This window comes from Anatilimnocola aquadivae, assembly GCF_049819085.1.
GTDB lineage: Bacteria > Planctomycetota > Planctomycetia > Pirellulales > Pirellulaceae > Anatilimnocola.
On the sequence record NZ_CP187419.1, the window covers coordinates 1,429,206 to 1,448,169 of the forward strand.

An 18,964-nucleotide genomic window follows, 5' to 3' on the forward strand; every position below is an offset into this window, starting at 1 on the left:
GCTTTACTCCGCAGATTCTGGCCGGCTTTCTTTCTTCCCCTTCACGATAGCCCACCAGGTATAGCCAGAGCCTGAATGTAGCTTCGCACCAAAGAATACACTCAAGGCAGCGGAGACGGCGATCGTCGTCAGGCAAGGTACAGCGACCGCTAAGAAAATCGTAGGACTCTCTTTCGTCCCAAAGATAAACTCCCACCAACTCCAGATGATGGAGATGACGAGCCCGAGGATAGCCGCGGGAAGCACGCACACCGTAGTGGCTCGCGGTACAAACATGCCGACGATAAACATGCCGGCCAGTGGCCCCAGGAACATGTTGAAGAATTTGGGCATCATGCTGACGAGATTCATATCGGGGCTTTGCCGCTGCACAAAGTCGACTCCATAGGCGGCCGATGCCGCGATCAGCGCGATCACGATCGTTACCACGCGCACAAACATCAGTTGCGAAGGTGCGCGCTCGGCGGCTTCCGAGCGCTTGGGTAACAGGTCTTTCGTAAACACCGCCGTGATTGCATTCACACCCGCTTCGAGCGTTTGAATGGCATCGCACAGGAAGGCCGAAATAATCAGTCCCGCACAGCCGGCGGGCAGTTGATTGCCGAGGAACGTGGGAAACAAACGATCGGCCATGCTGATGGGATCCTTGCCATCGAGCAGGTAAGTTCGCTTGAGATAAAAGGCGAGCAGGCCCAATCCGGCCAAGGTCAGCAGACCTGCCATCGAAACATCGACGATCAGGTTCGTAAAATAGCTGCGGCGTGCCGCGGCCAGCGAGGGTGTCGAAAAGTATCGCTGCAGCACTACCTGGTCGGAAGCATGCGTGCAGCAATGCCAAAAGAAGGAATTGATCATCACAAACAAGACCGTCCGCTGGACGAACACGTTGGTGCTGTAAAGCGGCGGAGTCACGTGCGACGTTGTGTTTTCGTTGGCAGTTCGCCACCAGTCGATTGGCGTGGTGCCATCGGTGTACATGATGAAACCGATCGTCATCACGACGCCGAACAGCAGGAGCAAGCACTGCAAAACGTCGATCCACACCATCGCCTGGATGCCGCCGATGGACGTGTAAATTGCGGCGACAAGTCCAATAGCACCAATCCACCAATACAGATCAGGCCCCGATAAGAACTGCAGATCGGGGCCTTTAATGTGGTCAAGAGCCAGCGATGCCGAAAAGACAACCATGCTCATCCAACCCAGCCGGAGCAGTACAAACAGGATCGCCCCCATACAACGCACGGGATAGCTGAATCGCTGCTCTAGGTATTCGTAGGCGCTCGTCAGCTTGAGTCGCATGAAGAACGGAATCCAGAGAAACGAAATCACCAGGAAGGTGAGGGGCAGCGACAAGTAGCCCGTAAAGATCGCGATGCCGTTCTTGATGACTTCTCCTGGAACGCCCTGATATGTGAGGGTCGAGAAGAGCGTGGCGAGAATGCTGAGGCCGATGACGAACCACGGCATTTGCCGCCCGCCGACGAAGAAGTCTTCGGTATTCTTCTGCTTGCGACCAAACCAAATCGAAATGCCGAAGGTGACAACCAGGTACACGATGATTGCCGCGTAGTCGAGGCCTTCGAGACCTTGGTGGTCGATCACTGCGGGCGTTTCGTCCAAGGTGATGCACCCTTCAAGGATAGTTAGCGAGGTGGTTCAGCGGCGGGAATGGCGCCGCGCAGATGCAAGCCGCCATCGACCAGCAACGAAGTGCCCGTAATGTAGTCGGCATCGTCGGAGCATAGAAACGCAGCGGCCCTGCCGATCTCTTCCGGCAAGCCAAGTCGTCCCCAAGGCAATGCCGGGGCCGCTTCGGCAATCTTGTCGCTGCCAAATGTCGCATGCTCACCGGGCGTATCGATCCAGCCCGGCTCAATGACATTCACATTGATCCGCTGGGGTAACAACTCGGCAGCCAAGGTTTGGGCGAGATGATTCAGCCCCGCTTTCGCCGCGTTGTAGGCTGCGGCGCGAGCAAACGGAATGCGGGCGTGCACGCTCGAAATGAACACGATCTTGCCGCGGGCATTTCGCTCGACCAGATGCCGGGCGATGAACTGACTCATGTGAAAGCCCGCCACGAGTGTTCCCTGCAGTGTCTTTTCGAACAAATCCGGGTCGTACGTCAGATAGTCGCCACGGCGCGAAAAAGCTGGATTGCTGACGAGGATATCAACCCGCCCGAGTTCGTGGATGGCTCGCGCGGCAATCTGTTCGCACGAAGCTCGCGCGAAGGCATCTCCGGCAACGAGCACCGCTTGGCGACCGAGCGCGCGAATCTCGGCGAGTACTGCCTCGGCCTCGGGGGATGCTTCCCGATCATTGATGGCAACATTAGCTCCCGCGCGAGCCAGTTCCAGGGCACAGCCTCGGCCGATGCCGCGTGCTGCTCCCGTGACAAGTGCTGTGCGGCCCGCGAGCTTCATCGAGATGGATCCTAGTGAGTACGGTCGTGAAGGCAGTTCGTGGCGATACTCTACCGGCCAATCTCACCCGATGCAAACTACACGCTACAATGCTCGCAGCCATCCTCTCGCTTTGAAAGACTCAAGCTAATGACGATTTGGCGCTTTGCTGACTGGCTCGAACCGATCGCACCCGCGGCCAGACTTTCGCTGGGGGAAGGGAACACACCGCTCGTTCGTTCGCGGCGACTGGGCCCCAGCTTGGGTTTGCCGAATCTGTTCTTTAAGCTCGAGATTTCGAATCCCACAGCGTCTTATAAAGATCGCTTTGCCGCAGCAGCCATTTCGCACATGGTGGCAGCCGGCAAAACTCGCTGCGTGGCTACTTCGAGCGGTAATACGGGCTCGTCACTGGCGGCCTACTGTGCACTGGCGCAGATCGAATGCCTGATCGCCATCGTCGAAGGTGCTCCACTCGGCAAGTTGCAACAGATGCTCGCCTATGGCGCCAAGCTGTTTCGCATTCAAGGCTTTGGACTCGACCCAGAGTTGACCAAGGAGGCGTTCGTCACCGTCAAAGAGCTGGGGGCCCAGCCTGGATCGGCAACGCAGGTCAGCTCGTACACCGTGAGCCCCCTCGGCATGTCGGGCGTCAAGTCGCTTAGCTATGAACTGGCGGAGCAAACGAGGGGCAAACTCGATCATGTCTTCTGTCCTGCCGGTGGTGGTGGAATGGCACTCGCCGTCGCACGTGGTTTCGCCGATCTAGTTCAGGCAGGAAAGCTGGCCGCCAGCCCGCGAGTGGAAGTGGTGCAACCGCTCGGCAACGATACGATTGCCACGCCGCTGCGCCGTGGCGATGCCGAGGCCCGCGAAGTAACCTGCACCTCGCGCGTCAGCGGCTTGCAGGTGCCGAACATCATGGATGGCAACATGGTCGTCACGGAATGCCGCGCGAGCGGTGGTACCGGTCATGCGGTGAGTGACGAAGCAGTTTGGGAGACGCAGGCCCGCCTTGCCCGCGAAGAAGGCATTTTCTGCGAACCGGCGGGGGCCACCTCGGTCGCGGGAATGATTCAAGCCGCTCGTGAAAGATTGCTCGATCCGGCCGGTACTATTGTTTGTTGCGTTACCGGTTCAGGCTTCAAAGATCCAGCCTCCGTCGAGCGGATGCTCGCGGGAGCCGCCTGTCCCTTGATCAGTTTGGGAGAGTTCCAGGAAATCGCCGGCCAGACACGATAAGATGATCTACTCACTCAAGCCGGAAGCGCTAGCGCCCGGAGAGTACTTCTCCGCAATCCTGTAGTTTTTGAGGCACTCATGAAACTCCTCTTCCAAGTGTTGATTCTCGTTTGTCTCGCAGCTTCGTTGGCTTCCGCCGCCGAACCACAGGTCATCAACCTGTGGCCGGCGAAGGCACCGGGTGAAGTGAAAGAGTTACCTGCCGAGCAGGATGTGAACAAGCCTACGGATGCACTGGTGGGTGCTCGAAAGATTATCAAGCTAACCAACGTGACGACGCCGCAGTTAGCGGTCTTCGAACCACCGACTGAAAAGCACACCGGTTGCGCGCTCATCATTTGTCCTGGCGGTGGACATCACATTCTGGCTTACGACCACGAAGGAACCGAGTGTGCTGAATACTTTGCCGCGCGAGGCGTCACGGCGTTCGTGCTGAAGTATCGCGTCCCCTTCCGCAATCCGGAAAAGCGCTGGGAAGCCGCTGTTCAAGATGCTCAGCGAGCAGTAAGTCTCGTCCGCAGCCGCGCCAGTGAGTGGAAGCTCGATCCTGCGCAGATCGGCATTCTCGGTTTCTCTGCCGGTGGCGAAACTGCCGGCCTGACCGCGATCCTGCATCAGCAGCGGCAGTACGAAGCGATCGATAAGACCGACGAAGCCAGCTGCCGGCCCGACTTCGCCGCGCTCATCTACGCGGGGGGCTTTGAAAACAAGAAGCAGCCTTGGACCTTGCAGGAGCATGTGAAAGTCGATGCCTCCACTCCGCCAATGTTCTTTGTGCATGCTCAGGACGACAACGTGTCGGTGGCAAACTCGGTGCTCGTCTTCACTGAGCTCAAGAAAGCCAAGATTCCTGCCGAGTTGCACGTGTATGCGACCGGTGGTCACGGTTACGGCATGCGACAAACAGGACACCCGGTCAACGAGTGGCCTGCTCGCTGTGCCGATTGGCTCGTGAACCAGGGTTTTAACAAGGCCTCCAAGTGACCCGTTGCGTGGACCTTTTGGGATGCTCGTGATAGTCTGGTAATGACATGGCTGCCTCTTCTGCTCACATCGAATCGGTGATCCAATGCTGCGTGCAAGCAGCAGCGGCCAACCGCGCGACGGCAGCTCGGAAGGGGAACATCGTCTCCCTGGATATCGACGATGGCGACGAAGTGCTGATCTCTGCCGACCTGCATGGCAATCGGCTGAACTTCAAGCGGCTCGTTCAAGTTGCCGATCTCGCGGGACATCCGCGTCGACACCTGGTGATGCAGGAAGTCTGTCATGGCGGGCCAAGTTACCCCGGCGATGCAGGCTGCATGAGCCATCTGCTGCTCGAAGATGTAGCTCGGCTGAAGTGTGAGTATCCAGAGCGGTTCCACTTTCTGCTGAGCAATCATGAGCTCGCCGAGCTGGGCGACTTTCCGATCTGCAAGAGCAAGAAGATGCTGAATTTGCAGTTTCGCGCCGGGATCAACGAACTGTATGGCTCAGCCGCCGATCGTGTCCGCTGCAGCTACATGCAGTTCATCGGCACTTGTCCACTCGCAATTCGACTCGCGGGCGGCGTGTTCATCTCCCACAGTTTGCCGGACCGCTGCGATTCGCACGGGTTCGATTTAAAGATCTTCGAACGACCTCTCACTTGCGCCGATTGGCAACAAGGGAGCGATGTCTTCAGGCTTGTCTGGGGGCGCGACTATCGCGCGGCCAATGCCGCGGCCTTCGCCAAGCTCGTCTCAGCACAAATGCTCGTGAATGGTCACGAGCCCTGCGCGGACGGCGTACACTCACCCAATCCTCAGCAGATCATTCTTGATTGCTGCAGTGGGCGCGCGGCTTACTTATTGTTGCCAATCGCTCAGTCGGTCACACAGGCCGAAGCGCTCGCCCGCGTGGGCTATTTGCACGATCGCTTGGAACAAGCGGCCGGCGCGTAGCTGCTCTCGGCGGAGCAAGAGCGCTACACTTATTCCACTTCATGGACGACAAGTAGATTCTGAGCCATCGGATAGAAGTTCGTCCCGGTGACAAAGATCACGCAGTCACCCTTTTGCAGCAGGCCCTGCTTACGTCCCCAATTGTCAATGAAGGCGCGAAGCGCGGGACCGTCATTCACGGGCGCACCAGCAAGCGGTGTCACGCCCCAGAACAAGGTCAACAGTCGCAGGACCGAGATCGAGTCGCTGGTGCCAATCGTGGGGACGAAGTCTCGCTGCTTGCTGCGTAGTCGGCAAGTGCCACCACCGCGAGTTGCGACAACCACCAGCTTGGCACCCAGCTGTTCGGCGATGACGGCCGTACCTCGCACCGCCGCAGCGGTGATGGGATGCACATCGTGGGCAGCAACCAGTTGCGTTCGATGGACCTGCTCTTTGAGCAATGGCTCGGTGGCCAGAGCGATGCGGTTCATCGTTTCGACCGATTCGACCGGGAACTCGCCAATGGCCGTTTCGCCCGAGAGCATGCAGGCATCGGCACCATCGAGAATGGCGTTGGCAACGTCGGTCGCTTCGGCTCGCGTGGGCCGGCGATTGTGATGCATGCTGTCGAGCATCTGGGTCGCCACAATCACGGGCTTGCCTTGGTCTTGGCACTCACGCACGATTCGCTTTTGCGCGACGGCGATCTCCGCTACATCAATCTCGACACCCAAGTCACCGCGGGCCACCATCACACCATCGGCAGCAGCCACAATCTCTTTCAAGTGCAGCAGCGCCTCAGGCTTTTCGATCTTGGCAATCACCCACGCTTTGCAGCCTTGCGACTGCAGCAGTTCTTTCAGCAGCAATACGTTCACGGGCGAGCGAACGAAGCTCAGACTGACGAAGTCGATGTCGTTCTTCGCGGCCCACAGCGCATTGGCCATGTCGGCTTCGGTGAGAGAGGCCACGCTCAGCTTGGCACCGGGCAAGTTGATCCCTTGTCGACTGCGAATGATGCCGCCACCGACCACCTTGCAGCGAACCTCATCGTTCGACTTGCCGACTACCACCATGCTCACGGTGCCGTCGGCCAGCATCACGCTGTCGCCGGCTTGCAGCTCGTTGATCAACGACGAGTACGTGCAGGTCAGCTCGTCGGCCGCTTGAGGCTGGTTGCCGCGGACAAACCGATAGATCTCGCCCGGCTCGCAATTCGTTGGATCCGTATGCAATTCGCCCAGGCGAATCTTCGGTCCAGCCAGATCGACCAGCACACCGACCTCAATGCCAATGGCGGCAGAGGCCGTGCGAATGTCGGCCAGGATCTCGGCCCGCTGTTGTTCGTTGCCGTGAGCGGTATTCAAACGGAACACCGAGACCCCCGCGCATATCAGCTTCGTGAGCATCTCAATGCTACGACAAGCCGGGCCGACGGTGGCCACAATTTTGGTGCGTGCTCGCAAGTTGAGCGGGGGCATCGAGAGAGCCGAGTTCGGGACGGCGGGCGCTGGCGTAGCAGTACTCATGGCAGTTGAATCCTCCGGGCGAAAAGTCCTCCGCTCCGCGTGTGGCCGGCCATCGGTCCAACGCGCGAATCCGCTTCTTCGGCACTACTTCCAGACACTGACGGGAGGGAGAGAAGGCAGTCGGCGACAAGCGCAAACCGCCACAATCGTCGTGTACCTGGGATATCGCTAGGCTATCGGCCTTTGCCGCAAAGCGATAGCCGGGACTATCTCGACCTTGCGAGTAGGCCACCACGCTTCAGCATTGCCGATGCCGGTCATATTTGGCTAAGTCGTTTTGGGGCAAGGTCTTTACGTCATGAAACCAGTCCTTTCTTAACAAAGCCGTTAGAAACCGAGCGACAGGCTGTCGCGTTAATTTTTGGCGCAAATGCCTTCTGCAAAATAAATTGCGCCGATTCCCGAAATCAAATCTTGCCTTTTCAGCCCGCTATCATTACAGTTCCGTAAGGTTTCAGGTTAACAAAGCCGTTAGTTAGATAGGGACTCTTGCCGCTCCCGCACCTCTTCTCCCACGGCAAGCTGAGAGCCCACGGCACTCGAACAACCTTCTCATCGCAAGTTCGCTAACGAGGTAGTTATGCAAAACCTGGTCAAGGGCGTTCACTACTTCCAGAATATCGGCTTCCATAAGCAACAGGAGTTGTTCGAGTCGCTGAGCGAAGGGCAATCGCCCGAAGCTTGCTTCATTACCTGCTCCGATTCGCGCATCGATCCGAACCTCATCACCAACTCGGCACCCGGCAGTTTGTTCATCGTCCGGAATGTCGGCAACTTGATTCCCTGCTACGGCACCAGCAACAACGGCGAGATGGCCGCTGTTGAGTACGCCGTTTCGGCCCTGGGTGTAAAACACATCATCGTCTGCGGGCACACCTCGTGTGGTGCGATGAAGGCGATCATCGAAGGGGGTACTGCCGAAAAGCTTCCCGCTGTCACCAACTGGTTGCGACATGCCGATTCGACGGCTGCGATTGTGAAAGAACACTACGATCACCTCAGCGGCCACGAATTGGTCACGGCCGCCGCTCAGGAAAACGTGCTGGTTCAACTCGAACATTTGCGTACTGCTCCGGTGATTGCCACGCGAGTGTCGCGCGGCCAGATCACGCTGCATGGCTGGATGTACAAGATCGAGACGGGTGAGATTTTCGCCTACGATTCGGCGGCTCATGAGTTTCGACCTGTGCTGGATGTGGAAGACGCCGGCGACTACGATGGACCTCGCTATCTGCCGCGAGCCATCGCTTAAGTAACCACGGTTCGTACATGAATGAACCAACTGCGAACGAAAAATTGCTGAGCCCCACGACAGGGCCAGCTTGGCATCGCGATCTCTTAGCTTCGCTCGTGGTATTTCTCATCGCTCTGCCGCTCGGCATGGGCATTGCCATCGCTTCAGGTGTTCCCGTTGCCGCGGGCTTGGCGACCGGCATCATCGGCGGCATTGTCGTTGGCTTCATTGCTGGTTCACCTTTGCAAGTCAGCGGTCCGGCGGCTGGCCTTACCGTCATCGTCCTGGGCATCGTTCAACAGCATGGCTTCGAAATGCTGGGCCTGATCGTTCTGGTCGCCGGCCTGATTCAAATCGCTGCCGGCATGGGTGGCATTGGTCAGTGGTTTCGCGCGGTTTCGCCCGCCGTGGTCGAAGGCATGCTGGCCGGCATTGGCATTCTGATCTTCGCCAGCCAGTTTCACGTGATGGTGGACGATTCGCCTCGCAAAAACGGCCTGCAGAACATCCTCAGCTTGCCCGAAGCGGTGCGCAAAGGCCTGCCTTGGCCCGAACTCGGCCCGCTCGAACATCGCGCCACGCGCAGTCACTGGCTGCGAGAACTGGGCACCTTGCACGCCAATCAGCGGCAGGTGCAAGACCACGTGGCCGATGTCATCCCGCAGGCCGTTGTCGTCGAACAGGGGCATGGTCTGTTCGCCGCCGAAGAAGCCGCCGAGCCGGCCGAAGCCACCGTCAAGCCCGCAGTGCTCGCTCGTCTGGCTGCCTCGCAACAGGCAGTGATCGACGAGATCCGCAAATACCAGATCGAAGCCGCCGCCCTCACCGACGCCACGCTCGGCGAAGGTCGCCGCACCGACTTGCAAAACGCCCTGGCCAAGTCGCTCACCACCGCCGAAGCCGCTTTGGCCGACTTGCAACCCGAACGAATCGCCTCGGCTCGTCTTTCGCAGTTGCATGCCACCGAAGCCATCGGCGCTGCGCGGGCGAAGTTCAAGAGTCACGATGCCGCCGCGAAAATTGGCCTGCTCACCATCGCCATTCTGCTCATCTGGCAATGGCTCCCTTGGAAAAAGCTCAAGCTGATTCCCGGTCCGCTCGTCGCAGTGACAACAGCCACGGTCGTTGCCGTTTGCCTGGCGCTGCCCGTCTTCTACGTCGAACTCCCACGCAACATTATCAGCGACTTGCATCTGCCTTCCCTCACACTGCTCCAAACCGCCGACTGGTATTCCATCCTGAAATCGGGCATGGTCATCGCCCTGGTCGCCAGTGCCGAGACCCTGCTCTGCTGTTCGGCCGTCGATCAAATGCACCAAGGGCCGCGCACCAAGTACAACCGAGAGTTGCTCGCCCAAGGCATCGGCAATTCTCTCTGCGGGCTCATCGGTGCCTTGCCCATGACGGGCGTCATTGTCCGCTCCGCTGCCAATGTGCAATCCGGTGCCACGACGCGACTCTCGACGATTCTGCACGGCATCTGGTTGCTCCTCTTTGTGGTCTTTCTCGGCAGCTTGCTGCGGATGATTCCCACCGCCGCTCTCGCCGCCATGCTGGTTTTTACAGGTGTGCGACTCGTCAACTTCCAATCGCTCCGCGCCTTCTGGCATCTCGATAAAGCCGAAGCGGCCATCTTTGTCATCACCGCGACCATCGTGGTCGTCGAAGATCTCCTCATGGGTGTCGTAGTCGGCATCGTCCTTGCTGCCGTCAAGTTACTTTGGCAATTCTCGCACCTGCGAGTCGACGTCAAATCGGGCGAAGCTGGCGAACCATCCGTCATCTCCCTGGCTGGTGCCGCAACCTTCCTGCGCTTGCCACAGCTGGCTCAGGTCATCGAAAAGATCTCGCCTCGCACGCATGCCATCGTCGATATCAGCGAACTCACCTACATCGACCACGCTTGCCTGGAACTGCTCATTCACTGGCAGAAGCGGCACCTGGCCGCAGGTGGCACGCTCGATCTCGACTGGGAACTGCTCACCTCGCGCTATCGCGCTCGTCCGGCCGCTGCCGACCCGGGTCTCGATCCCGATGTTGTCCCGCCGAATCCTTTCGGCAAGTTAGATCCGGCAGTGAAGCACTAGCGGTCGATCTGCCGCCGAGCACCCAAACGTCCAATAACCTGTGGGGTTTTTGGACAGGCCCTCATTCTCGGATTTCGTCGAAAGTTGCGGCCGCTGCATCACTTGCAACTTGCAGGCGACTTTTACCACCCACTCTTCTTGTCCAACAACCAAGCTCATTGTTGGACATGCCCGAAGTTGGCAACTGCGGCCAATCAACCACGCCGCGCGGCCCGCAACTCACCCACCAAACCACAAACGAACCTGACGACATTAGCCACCAGTTGTGAATTATTGTCAATCATCTATTGAGATAATTTTGGCAATATTTTCGCGAGGCTAGGCCCTATCGGTTGTGCTTAGTACTGCCGGCTCATCGAGGGCGCGGTGGCATTCCCCAGCGAGGAACCTCGTACCGGACTAGCAATGATGTTGGCCGGAGCGCTAGTTGGCGGATTCGTCCAGGTAAAGCCGCCGTTGCCGGTGGGATTCGTGTTCACTTGTGTGTTGCCTGCGGGCATTCCGCCTTGAGCCAGCTTCATGCTCAGCTCTTGCACCTTCGAAGCCAATTGAGGCTGCATTGGGTTCAACTGCTGCGCTCGTTGATAATTCTGAATCGCCTGCTGATAGTTCCCCGCCAGTTCTCGCTGCCGGCCCAGCGCCGCGTGAGCTCGCCAGTTGGCCACATCCAGTTTGAGCGCTTCGTTCAGGTAATACTCGGCGTTCCGATTGTCCCCCACCTCTTCGCTTAGCCGCGCCAGTTCCACGCGAGCATCGGCCGATTGGGGATTCTTCGCGGCCCAATCGTTGAGCAGCGCAAAGGCCTGCGTCGTGCGACCGGTTTCAGTGAGCAGCACCGCGAGTCCGCGACGGCAATCGACGTGATTTGGGTTGTACTGCAAGCAAGTGTTGTACAGCGACTCAGCCTGTGAGAGCGCATTGGCATCTCGATTAAGCAAACCCATCCGGTGATTGGTCGCGGCCAGGTTGTAATAGCTGTCGGGGTTTTGGGGATCGGTTCGCTGCGCTTCCTGAAACCGCTGCATCGCAACCTGGTAGTTCCCCTGCTGAAAATAGCGCACACCATCGACGTTGCGACCCTGAGCAGCCATGCCACAGCCGAGCAACAAGGGCAGCAAACAGCAAATCGCCAGCGCCACTGCCTTGGGCAGCGTCACGGCGTGTTTGACTTCGAAAGTGTTCCTACCAGACATGGTTGCGTTCCCGCGATTAGAGCGCATCTCGTGTGTTCTGCATTCGTGCGACTCGCACTAAAAATTTCCGCCCAGATTCTTCTCGATCTCCTGCGACCGCTTGTCGTACAGAAAACCACTCGGCTTGGCGTCGGGATTCTTACCCCGCATGCCACCCATATCGGTGCTTCCTGGTGCGAACCCCGGTCCTCGCCACTTCTCGAACCACTGACAGCCGCTAGCGGTGCCTAACAAGCCTGCCAAGCCGAACGCCACCGCGATCAGTCGTAAACTTCGCCCAGACATAGCTGCAGCCAACCTCAAAGTGATGATCGAATTTTTCGAGCGAAGTTGCATATCGCAGAAAGATTTTCTCAAGTCGAGCCCAACCTGCCAAAACTGCCGCTCTCGCCGCCAGCACTTACTCGCCCTGCTAGCTCCCGTCCCCCGTCCTCGCTCCCTCTCCTCGTGTACTCTGGGGAGAGGGCCGGGGTGAGGGGCTGAACCGCTAACCACAGGCTGCCGTCAGGCGTCGGAGTTCAGAAGTCAGAAGTCAGAAGTCGGAGGATAGATAGAGCCGCTGGCGACCGCGACTCATCTTCACTTCCTTTCCCTTAACCACTGTTCACCTCAGCCAACTCGCCGCCGTTTTGACAACCACTTTTGATAACTTTTTCGCGCGATTTTTCGCGATAACCAATCACCACTAACCGAATCCCTCCTAGCACTTGCGCCGCCGCACCCCCATCATTCTGACGATCGTCTGAAAACCATTTGATAACCATTTTCTCACCCCGTCCCACCAGCCTCGCTCGCCTACTCGCCCGTTCATCAACGGAAAATCCAACGCCATTAGAAATCTATTTTGCACCTAACAATCAAACTGTCTGTATTTATTCTGACAAATATATTTAGTATTTACAAGTTAATATGCTCTCGCTATATTGTCAAGAACTTAGTGGCCAATTCGGTGCCTGTCCTGCGAGTCCGCTGGATTCGTGCCGACAGGAACCGCTGCTCCCGACTCCCGACCTGCGACTCCCAACTCTACCCCTGACAGCACGACTTTCCCGCCGCTTGCTTCTTCGGCGACGGCGGCACATCGTTGGCCGGGTTTTGAGAAAAGAAGCCGCTGGGTTTGAGTAAGAAGCCGATGTAGGCGGTGGGCATCACGGGATAGTCTTCGGCCCGCGGAATGTGCGTATGACCAAACGTGTACCAAAAGACGACGTCGGTGTTCGTGATGGGCCGGTCTTGCTCGGTCCAACGAATCAGCCCATCGCCGCCACTACTTTGATTGGGGTAATCTCCCGCCCCGTAGTTTTCGCGATCGTGGAACGGCGTCACCCACACGTGACTCTCGACAAAGCCGGCGCGCTTGCGCCACCAGGCATTTTTCGAAGCCAGCGGAAAGGCATTGTCGCCGGGAAAGAACTTGTAACCGACCGGCTCCCCCACGCTGTTTAACGATTGCTCGTTCACAATCCGCCAGGTGCGGCACGTTTCGAGGTTCAAATGCGCGCGGGCCTGCGATTCAGTTGGCAACTTCGTCGCCTTGGCATAGAAGGCATTCTCGAACGGGTTGTTCTCTCCCAGTTCCTCGGCGACCGCATCCACCTGCAGCACGCTGTTGGGCATGCCATCCAGGTCGAAATCGAGCCGCACATTAAAAAAGTGCTGGTGGTTCGGCGCGTACAACTGCGGCGCGATGAGTGTGCCATACTTTGGCTTCTCTTCAGGGCCGGCAGCACCGAGCGAGAGAATGCCCGTCAGTTTGACTTCGAGTTGAATGTTGCCGTCCTGGTACAAGTACCAGAAGAAACCGTACTCGTAGTTTTCGACGGTCGAAACCGACGAGATCACCAGTCGGCGAGAGCGGCGCACTTCGGGTGTTTCCGGCAATCGCCGATCGGTATGCTTCCAGCCAATGCCAAAATCCTCTTCGTGCATGCAGATGGCATTTTTGATCGTCAGTGGCTCGCCCCGGCTCGTGCACAGGTGAGCATCGAAGTACTTGATCAGGCCGAGGCAATCGCAGCCTAGTTCGAGACTGTTCGCGCACATGCCCATGCCGTACTCGCCAACGTCGAAGGCGTTTTTGCGCCGCTGCGTGGGGCCGGGATCGCCATAAGGAACGACCATTTCGGTAAGGGACGCGCGATAGAGAATTGAGCGGTCACGGCCGGCATCGTCGTACCGCAAGTGATGCAGCGTGAGGCCTTCGCGGGCGTTGAAGCCGATGACGAAGTTCCATTTCTGCCACTGCACCTGATAGCCATTGACCTGAAAGCTCGGCCCGTCAGGCTGGGTAATGTCGATCGTTTTCAGGTCTTGCCGCTGAGGTTTCACGCGCTCAGCGGCGTAGTTGGCTTCACCCGGCGGTAAGGGCCAGCGACCGTAATCTTCGACACGAATCACTTCCATCGTGTTCAGATCAACCACGGGCCGCAGTCCTTCAATCGGACGCACGTAGCCGTTGTCGGTGGCATCGCTGCGCAAGAAGCAAAGCGGACGAGCGAGCCTGCGTGTGCGATCTTCGTCGCTGCCGTAGTTGCCAGCGCTCCAGATATCGACCATCACCAGGCTGGTATCGTCGATGCCATAATGCTCTTGCAACTTGGCTTTAAACTCAGGGCTATTCAGCACAGCCTGTTCGCACTCGACTTGCTCGTCAATCGTCATCGTCGGCTGAACGCCAGGAATATGGATGAACGACAGGAGAGAACCGCTGGCCAGCGACAGGGCCGCTTCGTAACAGGCATTTGCACCGTTATCGAACAGCACCGCGAACGCTTCGCGGGGGATCTCGGTCACGCCAGTGTGTACCAACTCTTTGGCTGGTTCCTTGAGCGCGATCGACACGATGCGCGTGGTCGGCGAGAGTTTGCCTTGCTGGCGGAGTATCGAAACGGCTTGAGCCACTTCAGCGGCGGTAAGCGGTTCGAGTGGATGCGGCGGAACAGGGTGGCCGTTGGTAGCCACAGAAACAGGCGACCGAAGCTGGAGCAATTCAGACATGCGACGGGGTTCCCCAAAAGAAAACGATGGTCCCTACCCGCCTGTGCCGCAATATAGCAATCGAACCGAGGAGCGACAAACGGCCCTCGCCTGCTGGCAGCAGGCCAGCAAGAGTTCGACAATGTCGATCGTCGAATAGCGAAGTCGTTACTTCGAAGGAGCCTCCGCTTGAATCTGCTACTGCAAAAAATGGGGATTCGCCTGCCGATCATTCAGGCGCCGATGGCCGGCGTCTCGACGCCGGCAATGGCAGCGGCGGTGTCGAATGCCGGCGGGCTTGGTTCCCTGGGACTTGGCTCGCTGGGGATAGGCTCGGCCGATGTGGCCACCGCGCGCGAGCAGATCGCCGCGACGCGGGCAGCGACGTCGTCGCCGTTCAACGTGAACCTGTTTTGCCATCACCGAGCCACGGCTGACGAAGCCAAAGAGACTGCTTGGATCGCCCGCTATACTCCTGCGTTCAAACAACTGGGAGCGACGGCTCCGCAGCAACTGCGCAGTCCGTATGAGAGTTTTCTGGATAACCCGGCGCTCTTCGAACTGCTGAAAAGCGAACGACCGCCGGTCATCAGTTTTCATTTCGGTCTGCCGCCACCAGAATGGATCGAGGCACTCCGGCAACCGGGAACTACGCTGCTCGCGAGTGCCACGAATTTGATCGAAGGACGCTTGATTGCCGCAGCGGGTATCGATGCGGTCATTGCGCAGGGCTGGGAAGCGGGCGGGCATCGCGGGACGTTTGATCCTGCGCGTGGCGACGAACAGCTAGGTACGTTCGCGCTGACGCGACTTTTATCATTGCAACTCTCGCTCCCCGTCATTGCCGCCGGAGGCATCATGGATGGCGCAGGCATCGCGGCTGCTTTAAGGCTGGGGGCTTCCGCCGCGCAACTAGGCACTGCCTTCATCGGTTGCCCAGAATCGCTGGCCAGCGACGATTACCGCGCTACGCTCTTCAGCCCTGCTGCTGAGCAGACCTTTGTCACGAGCAGGCTCTCGGGCCGCGCGGCGCGAACCATGCCCAACAAATTGACTGACCTCGTCGCCACGGCAAATGACTACGAAGTTCCCGCGTACCCGATTGCCTACGATGCGGCCAAGTTGCTCATTGCCGCAGCTAAGGCCAAGTCGCAACCAGGCTACGGAGCGTACCTCGCAGGGCAAGATGCTCCGCTCGCGCGGGCGTTGCCAGTTGCCGAATTGATGTCCGTCCTGGAGCGTGAGTTGCAAGCACCACATGAAAAACAACTGGCATCGGCTCCCTGCCACCGGGTACCATAACGCCACTTGCCTCTCTCCCACGATGAGCACTTTCATGCGATCTCACTGGTTCTTAATCACGGCGATTACCCTAGCAACAACTTCGCTCCTAATTGGCGGCCAGAAACTGCCAGCCAAGGAAGTGATCAAGTTCAGCAGGTTGGAATCGCATGGCGACCCGGATGCGCATGTGATCCAGCGTGGCAATTCGCGCCTGGTAGTGACGCGGTTCGGTGGCCGTGTGCTGGAGTATTCTGTCGACGGAAAACAGGCATTGTGGTTCGACGAAAAGGAAGCCACCGAACCGGCGAACAAGCGTTCGATGAGTGCGGGGCGGTTTGATATTGGGCCCGAGCTAACCATCGCCGCACATCCGAAGCTGTGGTCGGGAGTGTGGGAAATCAAGGCGACGGAGAAGCCGTCGATTGTGGTTACGAGCTCGAAGGATGAAGCCACTGGCATTCAATTGATGCGCGAGTTCGAGCCCACGCAGTTCTCTGGCCTGCTCTGTAAACAAACGATGACGAACATTTCGGATCAGCCTCGCGAGGTTTGCCACTGGGGGCGATCGTTTTCGCCCGGCGGCGGCATCTGCCTGGTACCACTCGTCGGGAAGAGTCGCTTTCCCAGCAAGTACGCCATGTATGAAGACTCGGCGATCATCAATGTCCGCAATCAGGACGAACAGATTCGCGAGCGAGATGGCTTTTTGGAGATCCTCTCGCCACCACGCAAACCGAAACTCGGTTTTGACTCTTACGCCGGCTGGCTCGCTTATGTCATGCCCGGCGATGTGATGCTGGTGAAGCGTTTCCCGACCTATCCCGATCGCGTCTACAGCGAAGCAGCGGGGCTGACTCTCTCGGTCTGGTATCCAACCGGTCCGCGGATCGAACTCGAACCGATCGGCCCGCGCGAACAACTGCAGCCTGGTCAATCGGCAAGCTTCACCGAGCAATGGTTCCTGCTGCCGCATCCGTTTCCGAAAGCGGGCGAACAACTCGACCTGCCGAAACTGCGCGCTCAAGTGCTGAAGCAGTTCGATGCGGCTCCCCAGCAGGCCCGCGCGGGTATCGCCGATCAATACGACGGGCTGAAGACGGCGGACTACCTGGGCGAGCTGAAAACACTGGCGAAAGTCGTCGACACGAAGGTCTTTATCGAAGGTCCCTGCTGCGATCGCGCGGGGAACGTCTTTTTCACGAGCACCGAAGTTAACAAGATCCTCAAGTGGGACGGCCGCGCGCTGACCACGTTTCGCGAGCACAGCGGCGGTGCCAATGGGCTGCTGTTTGATGCTCAGGGGCGTTTGGTGGCCTGCGAAGGTAATGCGGGGCGTGTCACTCGTACGGACATGAACACAGGCAAGATTGAAGTGCTCGTCGATCAGTTCAATGGCCATTCGCTGGGAGCACCCAACGACTTGTGCTTCGATGCCCAGGGGCGCATTTACTTCACCAGCCGCTTGCCAAATCTCGATCGCGACAAAGGGAATGTGAACTCTGTCTATCGGATCGATGTCGATGGCAAAATCTCCCGCGTCGCACATGCGCCCGACATTCACATGCCCAACGGCATTGTCATCTCGCCCGACAACAAAACGCTTCACCTGATCGAAGCGCACCCGCAGGCCGATTTCAATCGTTGCATTCTGTCGTTCCCCCTGGCTGAGGACGGGAGCCTCGGGAAACCGACAAAACTCATCGACTTCTATCCCGGCCGCAGTGGCGATGGCATGGCCATCGACGAGCAAGGAAACCTGTATGTCGCGGCCGGCTTGCACAAGCCGCGCAAGACATCGGAGACGCTCGATACGCGCCCCGGCATTCACGTCATCTCGCCGCAAGGCAAGTTGCTCGCGTTTGTGCAATCGCCCGAAGACACCATCACGAACTGCCGCTTTGGTGGCGCAGATCTCAAAACGCTTTACATCACCTGCGGCTCACTACTAATGAGCTTGCCGACGAAGATTGCTGGCAAAGCCAGTTATCGCCCTGACAAATAGTTGTTCGTTCAACTTTCATTACCCCAGCGAACTTTCCCGCCATGAAAACCGCCCACCTGGTTTGGTCGTTACTTACTTGCTTCCTGTTCGTGCTCGCGGCTTCTGCTGCCGAGCCCGAACTGGTTTCGGTCGAGAAGATTTGGGATGCGGGCAAGCACAACGCATTTACCGATCTCATTCGCTGGCACGATCAGTGGTACTGCACTTTTCGTGAGGCCGACGCGCACGTGGGGGGCGATGGCCAGCTCCGTGTGCTTGTTTCGCCCGATGGTAAAACCTGGACATCGGCGGCGCTCATCGGCGAGAAAGGGATCGACCTGCGTGACCCCAAATTTTCGATCACCCCCGACGATCGCTTGATGATTGTGGCCGGCGGTTCTGTCTATGAAGGGACGACGCTCAAGGGGCGTCAGCCTCGGGTGACGTTCTCGAAAGATGGTAAGGAATGGTCTCCCACCGCCCGCACACTCAACGAAGGCGATTGGCTGTGGCGAGTCACCTGGCACAACGGCAAGTGCTATGGCATCTGCTACGACGCTTCCGAGCGAGCCAGCGACTCTGCAAAGAAGGCCGCCGAGACCGGCAAGGCAGAACCCGGCCCAGCCGATTGGAAGTTGAAGCTCGTCGTGAGCGACGACGGCGTGAAGTACAACCTCATCACGCATCTCGATGTCCCCGGTCACCCCAACGAGAGCACCATTCGCTTCCTGCCCGATGGTGAAATGGTGGCGCTCGTTCGTCGCGAAGGAGGCAGCAAGAATGGCTGGATCGGTCGCAGCTCCGCTCCCTACAAGGATTGGCAGTGGACCGAAACGAAGCATCGTTTTGGTGGTCCGAATTTCACTCGCCTACCCGATGGCGAACTGTGGGCCTCGGGGCGCGTGTATCCCGGTGGTGCCAAGACGGCCCTCATCAAAATGACCAAGGAAGGGGAGTACGAACCGGTCCTCACTCTCAAGAGCAGCGGCGACACCAGTTATCCCGGCATGGTCTGGCACGAAGGCCAACTGTGGTTGAGTTTTTACTCGTCGCACGAAGGAAAGACGTCGATCTATCTCGCCAAGTTGAAAGTGCCGCTGAAGAGCGAGACGAAGTAGTTCGC

Annotated in this window: 15 protein-coding genes; 8 read left to right on the top strand and 7 right to left on the bottom strand. The window is 58.3% G+C overall.

The window, feature by feature from the left end:
* Positions 1 to 3: 3 nt before the first annotated feature.
* Both NA78x_RS05680 and NA78x_RS05685 read right to left on the bottom strand, forming a co-directional pair.
* Positions 4 to 1,623, bottom strand: a complete 1,620-nt coding sequence (locus tag NA78x_RS05680; RefSeq protein ID WP_425617459.1) for a sodium:solute symporter family transporter — start codon at positions 1,621 to 1,623, stop codon at positions 4 to 6.
* A gap of 23 nt (positions 1,624 to 1,646) precedes the next feature.
* Positions 1,647 to 2,429, bottom strand: a complete 783-nt coding sequence (locus NA78x_RS05685) for an SDR family NAD(P)-dependent oxidoreductase (RefSeq protein WP_425617460.1) — start codon at positions 2,427 to 2,429, stop codon at positions 1,647 to 1,649.
* A 129-nt stretch (positions 2,430 to 2,558) separates the two neighbouring features.
* Between NA78x_RS05685 and NA78x_RS05690 the strand changes: the two genes are divergently transcribed.
* The 3 genes from NA78x_RS05690 to NA78x_RS05700 all read left to right on the top strand — a co-directional run bounded on the left by NA78x_RS05690 (position 2,559) and on the right by NA78x_RS05700 (position 5,575).
* A complete protein-coding gene (locus NA78x_RS05690; RefSeq protein ID WP_425617461.1) occupies positions 2,559 to 3,650 on the top strand; it encodes a pyridoxal-phosphate dependent enzyme in 1,092 nt (363 codons plus the stop codon).
* Between the two features lie 78 nt (positions 3,651 to 3,728).
* On the top strand, positions 3,729 to 4,634 hold the full coding sequence (locus NA78x_RS05695) for an alpha/beta hydrolase (protein ID WP_425617462.1): 906 nt from the start codon (positions 3,729 to 3,731) through the stop codon (positions 4,632 to 4,634).
* A gap of 47 nt (positions 4,635 to 4,681) precedes the next feature.
* Positions 4,682 to 5,575 (top strand): hypothetical protein, encoded by an 894-nt coding sequence (locus NA78x_RS05700; protein WP_425617463.1) that lies wholly within the window; start codon positions 4,682 to 4,684, stop codon positions 5,573 to 5,575.
* A gap of 29 nt (positions 5,576 to 5,604) precedes the next feature.
* Here the strand turns inward: NA78x_RS05700 and pyk are convergent, their stop codons facing one another.
* Positions 5,605 to 7,086, bottom strand: a complete 1,482-nt coding sequence (gene pyk, locus NA78x_RS05705; RefSeq protein ID WP_425617464.1) for a pyruvate kinase — start codon at positions 7,084 to 7,086, stop codon at positions 5,605 to 5,607.
* 580 nt (positions 7,087 to 7,666) lie between these two features.
* On the opposite strand from pyk, the gene NA78x_RS05710 reads away from it, so the two are divergent.
* Positions 7,667 to 8,338, top strand: a complete 672-nt coding sequence (locus NA78x_RS05710) for a carbonic anhydrase (protein ID WP_425617465.1) — start codon at positions 7,667 to 7,669, stop codon at positions 8,336 to 8,338.
* Positions 8,339 to 8,355: 17 nt separating this feature from the next.
* Positions 8,356 to 10,407 carry a SulP family inorganic anion transporter gene (locus NA78x_RS05715; protein ID WP_425617466.1) on the top strand — a complete coding sequence of 684 codons (2,052 nt, stop codon included), beginning with the start codon at positions 8,356 to 8,358 and terminating at the stop codon, positions 10,405 to 10,407.
* A 338-nt stretch (positions 10,408 to 10,745) separates the two neighbouring features.
* Here the strand turns inward: NA78x_RS05715 and NA78x_RS05720 are convergent, their stop codons facing one another.
* The 4 genes from NA78x_RS05720 to NA78x_RS05735 all read right to left on the bottom strand — a co-directional run bounded on the left by NA78x_RS05720 (position 10,746) and on the right by NA78x_RS05735 (position 14,597).
* Entirely contained in the window at positions 10,746 to 11,600 is an 855-nt protein-coding gene (locus NA78x_RS05720) for a tetratricopeptide repeat protein (RefSeq protein WP_425617467.1), read from the bottom strand.
* Between the two features lie 57 nt (positions 11,601 to 11,657).
* Positions 11,658 to 11,885, bottom strand: a complete 228-nt coding sequence (locus NA78x_RS05725) for a hypothetical protein (RefSeq protein WP_425617468.1) — start codon at positions 11,883 to 11,885, stop codon at positions 11,658 to 11,660.
* Between the two features lie 308 nt (positions 11,886 to 12,193).
* A complete protein-coding gene (locus NA78x_RS05730; protein WP_425617469.1) occupies positions 12,194 to 12,364 on the bottom strand; it encodes a hypothetical protein in 171 nt (56 codons plus the stop codon).
* A gap of 262 nt (positions 12,365 to 12,626) precedes the next feature.
* On the bottom strand, positions 12,627 to 14,597 hold the full coding sequence (locus NA78x_RS05735; RefSeq protein WP_425617470.1) for a primary-amine oxidase: 1,971 nt from the start codon (positions 14,595 to 14,597) through the stop codon (positions 12,627 to 12,629).
* 168 nt (positions 14,598 to 14,765) lie between these two features.
* On the opposite strand from NA78x_RS05735, the gene NA78x_RS05740 reads away from it, so the two are divergent.
* Genes NA78x_RS05740 through NA78x_RS05750 form a run of 3 tightly spaced genes read left to right on the top strand, consistent with a single transcriptional unit; the run spans position 14,766 to position 18,959 of the window.
* The gene (locus tag NA78x_RS05740; RefSeq protein ID WP_425617471.1) at positions 14,766 to 15,878 is read left to right on the top strand and encodes an NAD(P)H-dependent flavin oxidoreductase; all 1,113 of its coding nucleotides are present in this window, start codon (positions 14,766 to 14,768) and stop codon (positions 15,876 to 15,878) included.
* Positions 15,879 to 15,912: 34 nt separating this feature from the next.
* Positions 15,913 to 17,862 carry an SMP-30/gluconolactonase/LRE family protein gene (locus tag NA78x_RS05745; protein WP_425617472.1) on the top strand — a complete coding sequence of 650 codons (1,950 nt, stop codon included), beginning with the start codon at positions 15,913 to 15,915 and terminating at the stop codon, positions 17,860 to 17,862.
* 41 nt (positions 17,863 to 17,903) lie between these two features.
* Positions 17,904 to 18,959: an exo-alpha-sialidase gene (locus NA78x_RS05750; protein ID WP_425617473.1), complete on the top strand. Its 1,056-nt coding sequence runs from the start codon at positions 17,904 to 17,906 to the stop codon at positions 18,957 to 18,959.
* The last annotated feature ends 5 nt before the right edge of the window (positions 18,960 to 18,964 follow it).

Excerpts from the sequence above, each read along its gene's own strand:
- NA78x_RS05685 (WP_425617460.1), bottom strand. The coding sequence starts at position 2,429 with ATGAAGCTCGCGGGCCGCACAGCACTTGTCACGGGAGCAGCACGCGGC.
- NA78x_RS05690 (WP_425617461.1), top strand. The coding sequence starts at position 2,559 with ATGACGATTTGGCGCTTTGCTGACTGGCTCGAACCGATCGCACCCGCG.
- NA78x_RS05695 (WP_425617462.1), top strand. The coding sequence starts at position 3,729 with ATGAAACTCCTCTTCCAAGTGTTGATTCTCGTTTGTCTCGCAGCTTCG.
- NA78x_RS05700 (WP_425617463.1), top strand. The coding sequence starts at position 4,682 with ATGGCTGCCTCTTCTGCTCACATCGAATCGGTGATCCAATGCTGCGTG.
- pyk (WP_425617464.1), bottom strand. The coding sequence starts at position 7,086 with ATGAGTACTGCTACGCCAGCGCCCGCCGTCCCGAACTCGGCTCTCTCG.
- NA78x_RS05710 (WP_425617465.1), top strand. The coding sequence starts at position 7,667 with ATGCAAAACCTGGTCAAGGGCGTTCACTACTTCCAGAATATCGGCTTC.
- NA78x_RS05715 (WP_425617466.1), top strand. The coding sequence starts at position 8,356 with ATGAATGAACCAACTGCGAACGAAAAATTGCTGAGCCCCACGACAGGG.
- NA78x_RS05720 (WP_425617467.1), bottom strand. The coding sequence starts at position 11,600 with ATGTCTGGTAGGAACACTTTCGAAGTCAAACACGCCGTGACGCTGCCC.
- NA78x_RS05725 (WP_425617468.1), bottom strand. The coding sequence starts at position 11,885 with ATGTCTGGGCGAAGTTTACGACTGATCGCGGTGGCGTTCGGCTTGGCA.
- NA78x_RS05730 (WP_425617469.1), bottom strand. The coding sequence starts at position 12,364 with ATGGTTATCAAATGGTTTTCAGACGATCGTCAGAATGATGGGGGTGCG.
- NA78x_RS05735 (WP_425617470.1), bottom strand. The coding sequence starts at position 14,597 with ATGTCTGAATTGCTCCAGCTTCGGTCGCCTGTTTCTGTGGCTACCAAC.
- NA78x_RS05745 (WP_425617472.1), top strand. The coding sequence starts at position 15,913 with ATGCGATCTCACTGGTTCTTAATCACGGCGATTACCCTAGCAACAACT.
- NA78x_RS05750 (WP_425617473.1), top strand. The coding sequence starts at position 17,904 with ATGAAAACCGCCCACCTGGTTTGGTCGTTACTTACTTGCTTCCTGTTC.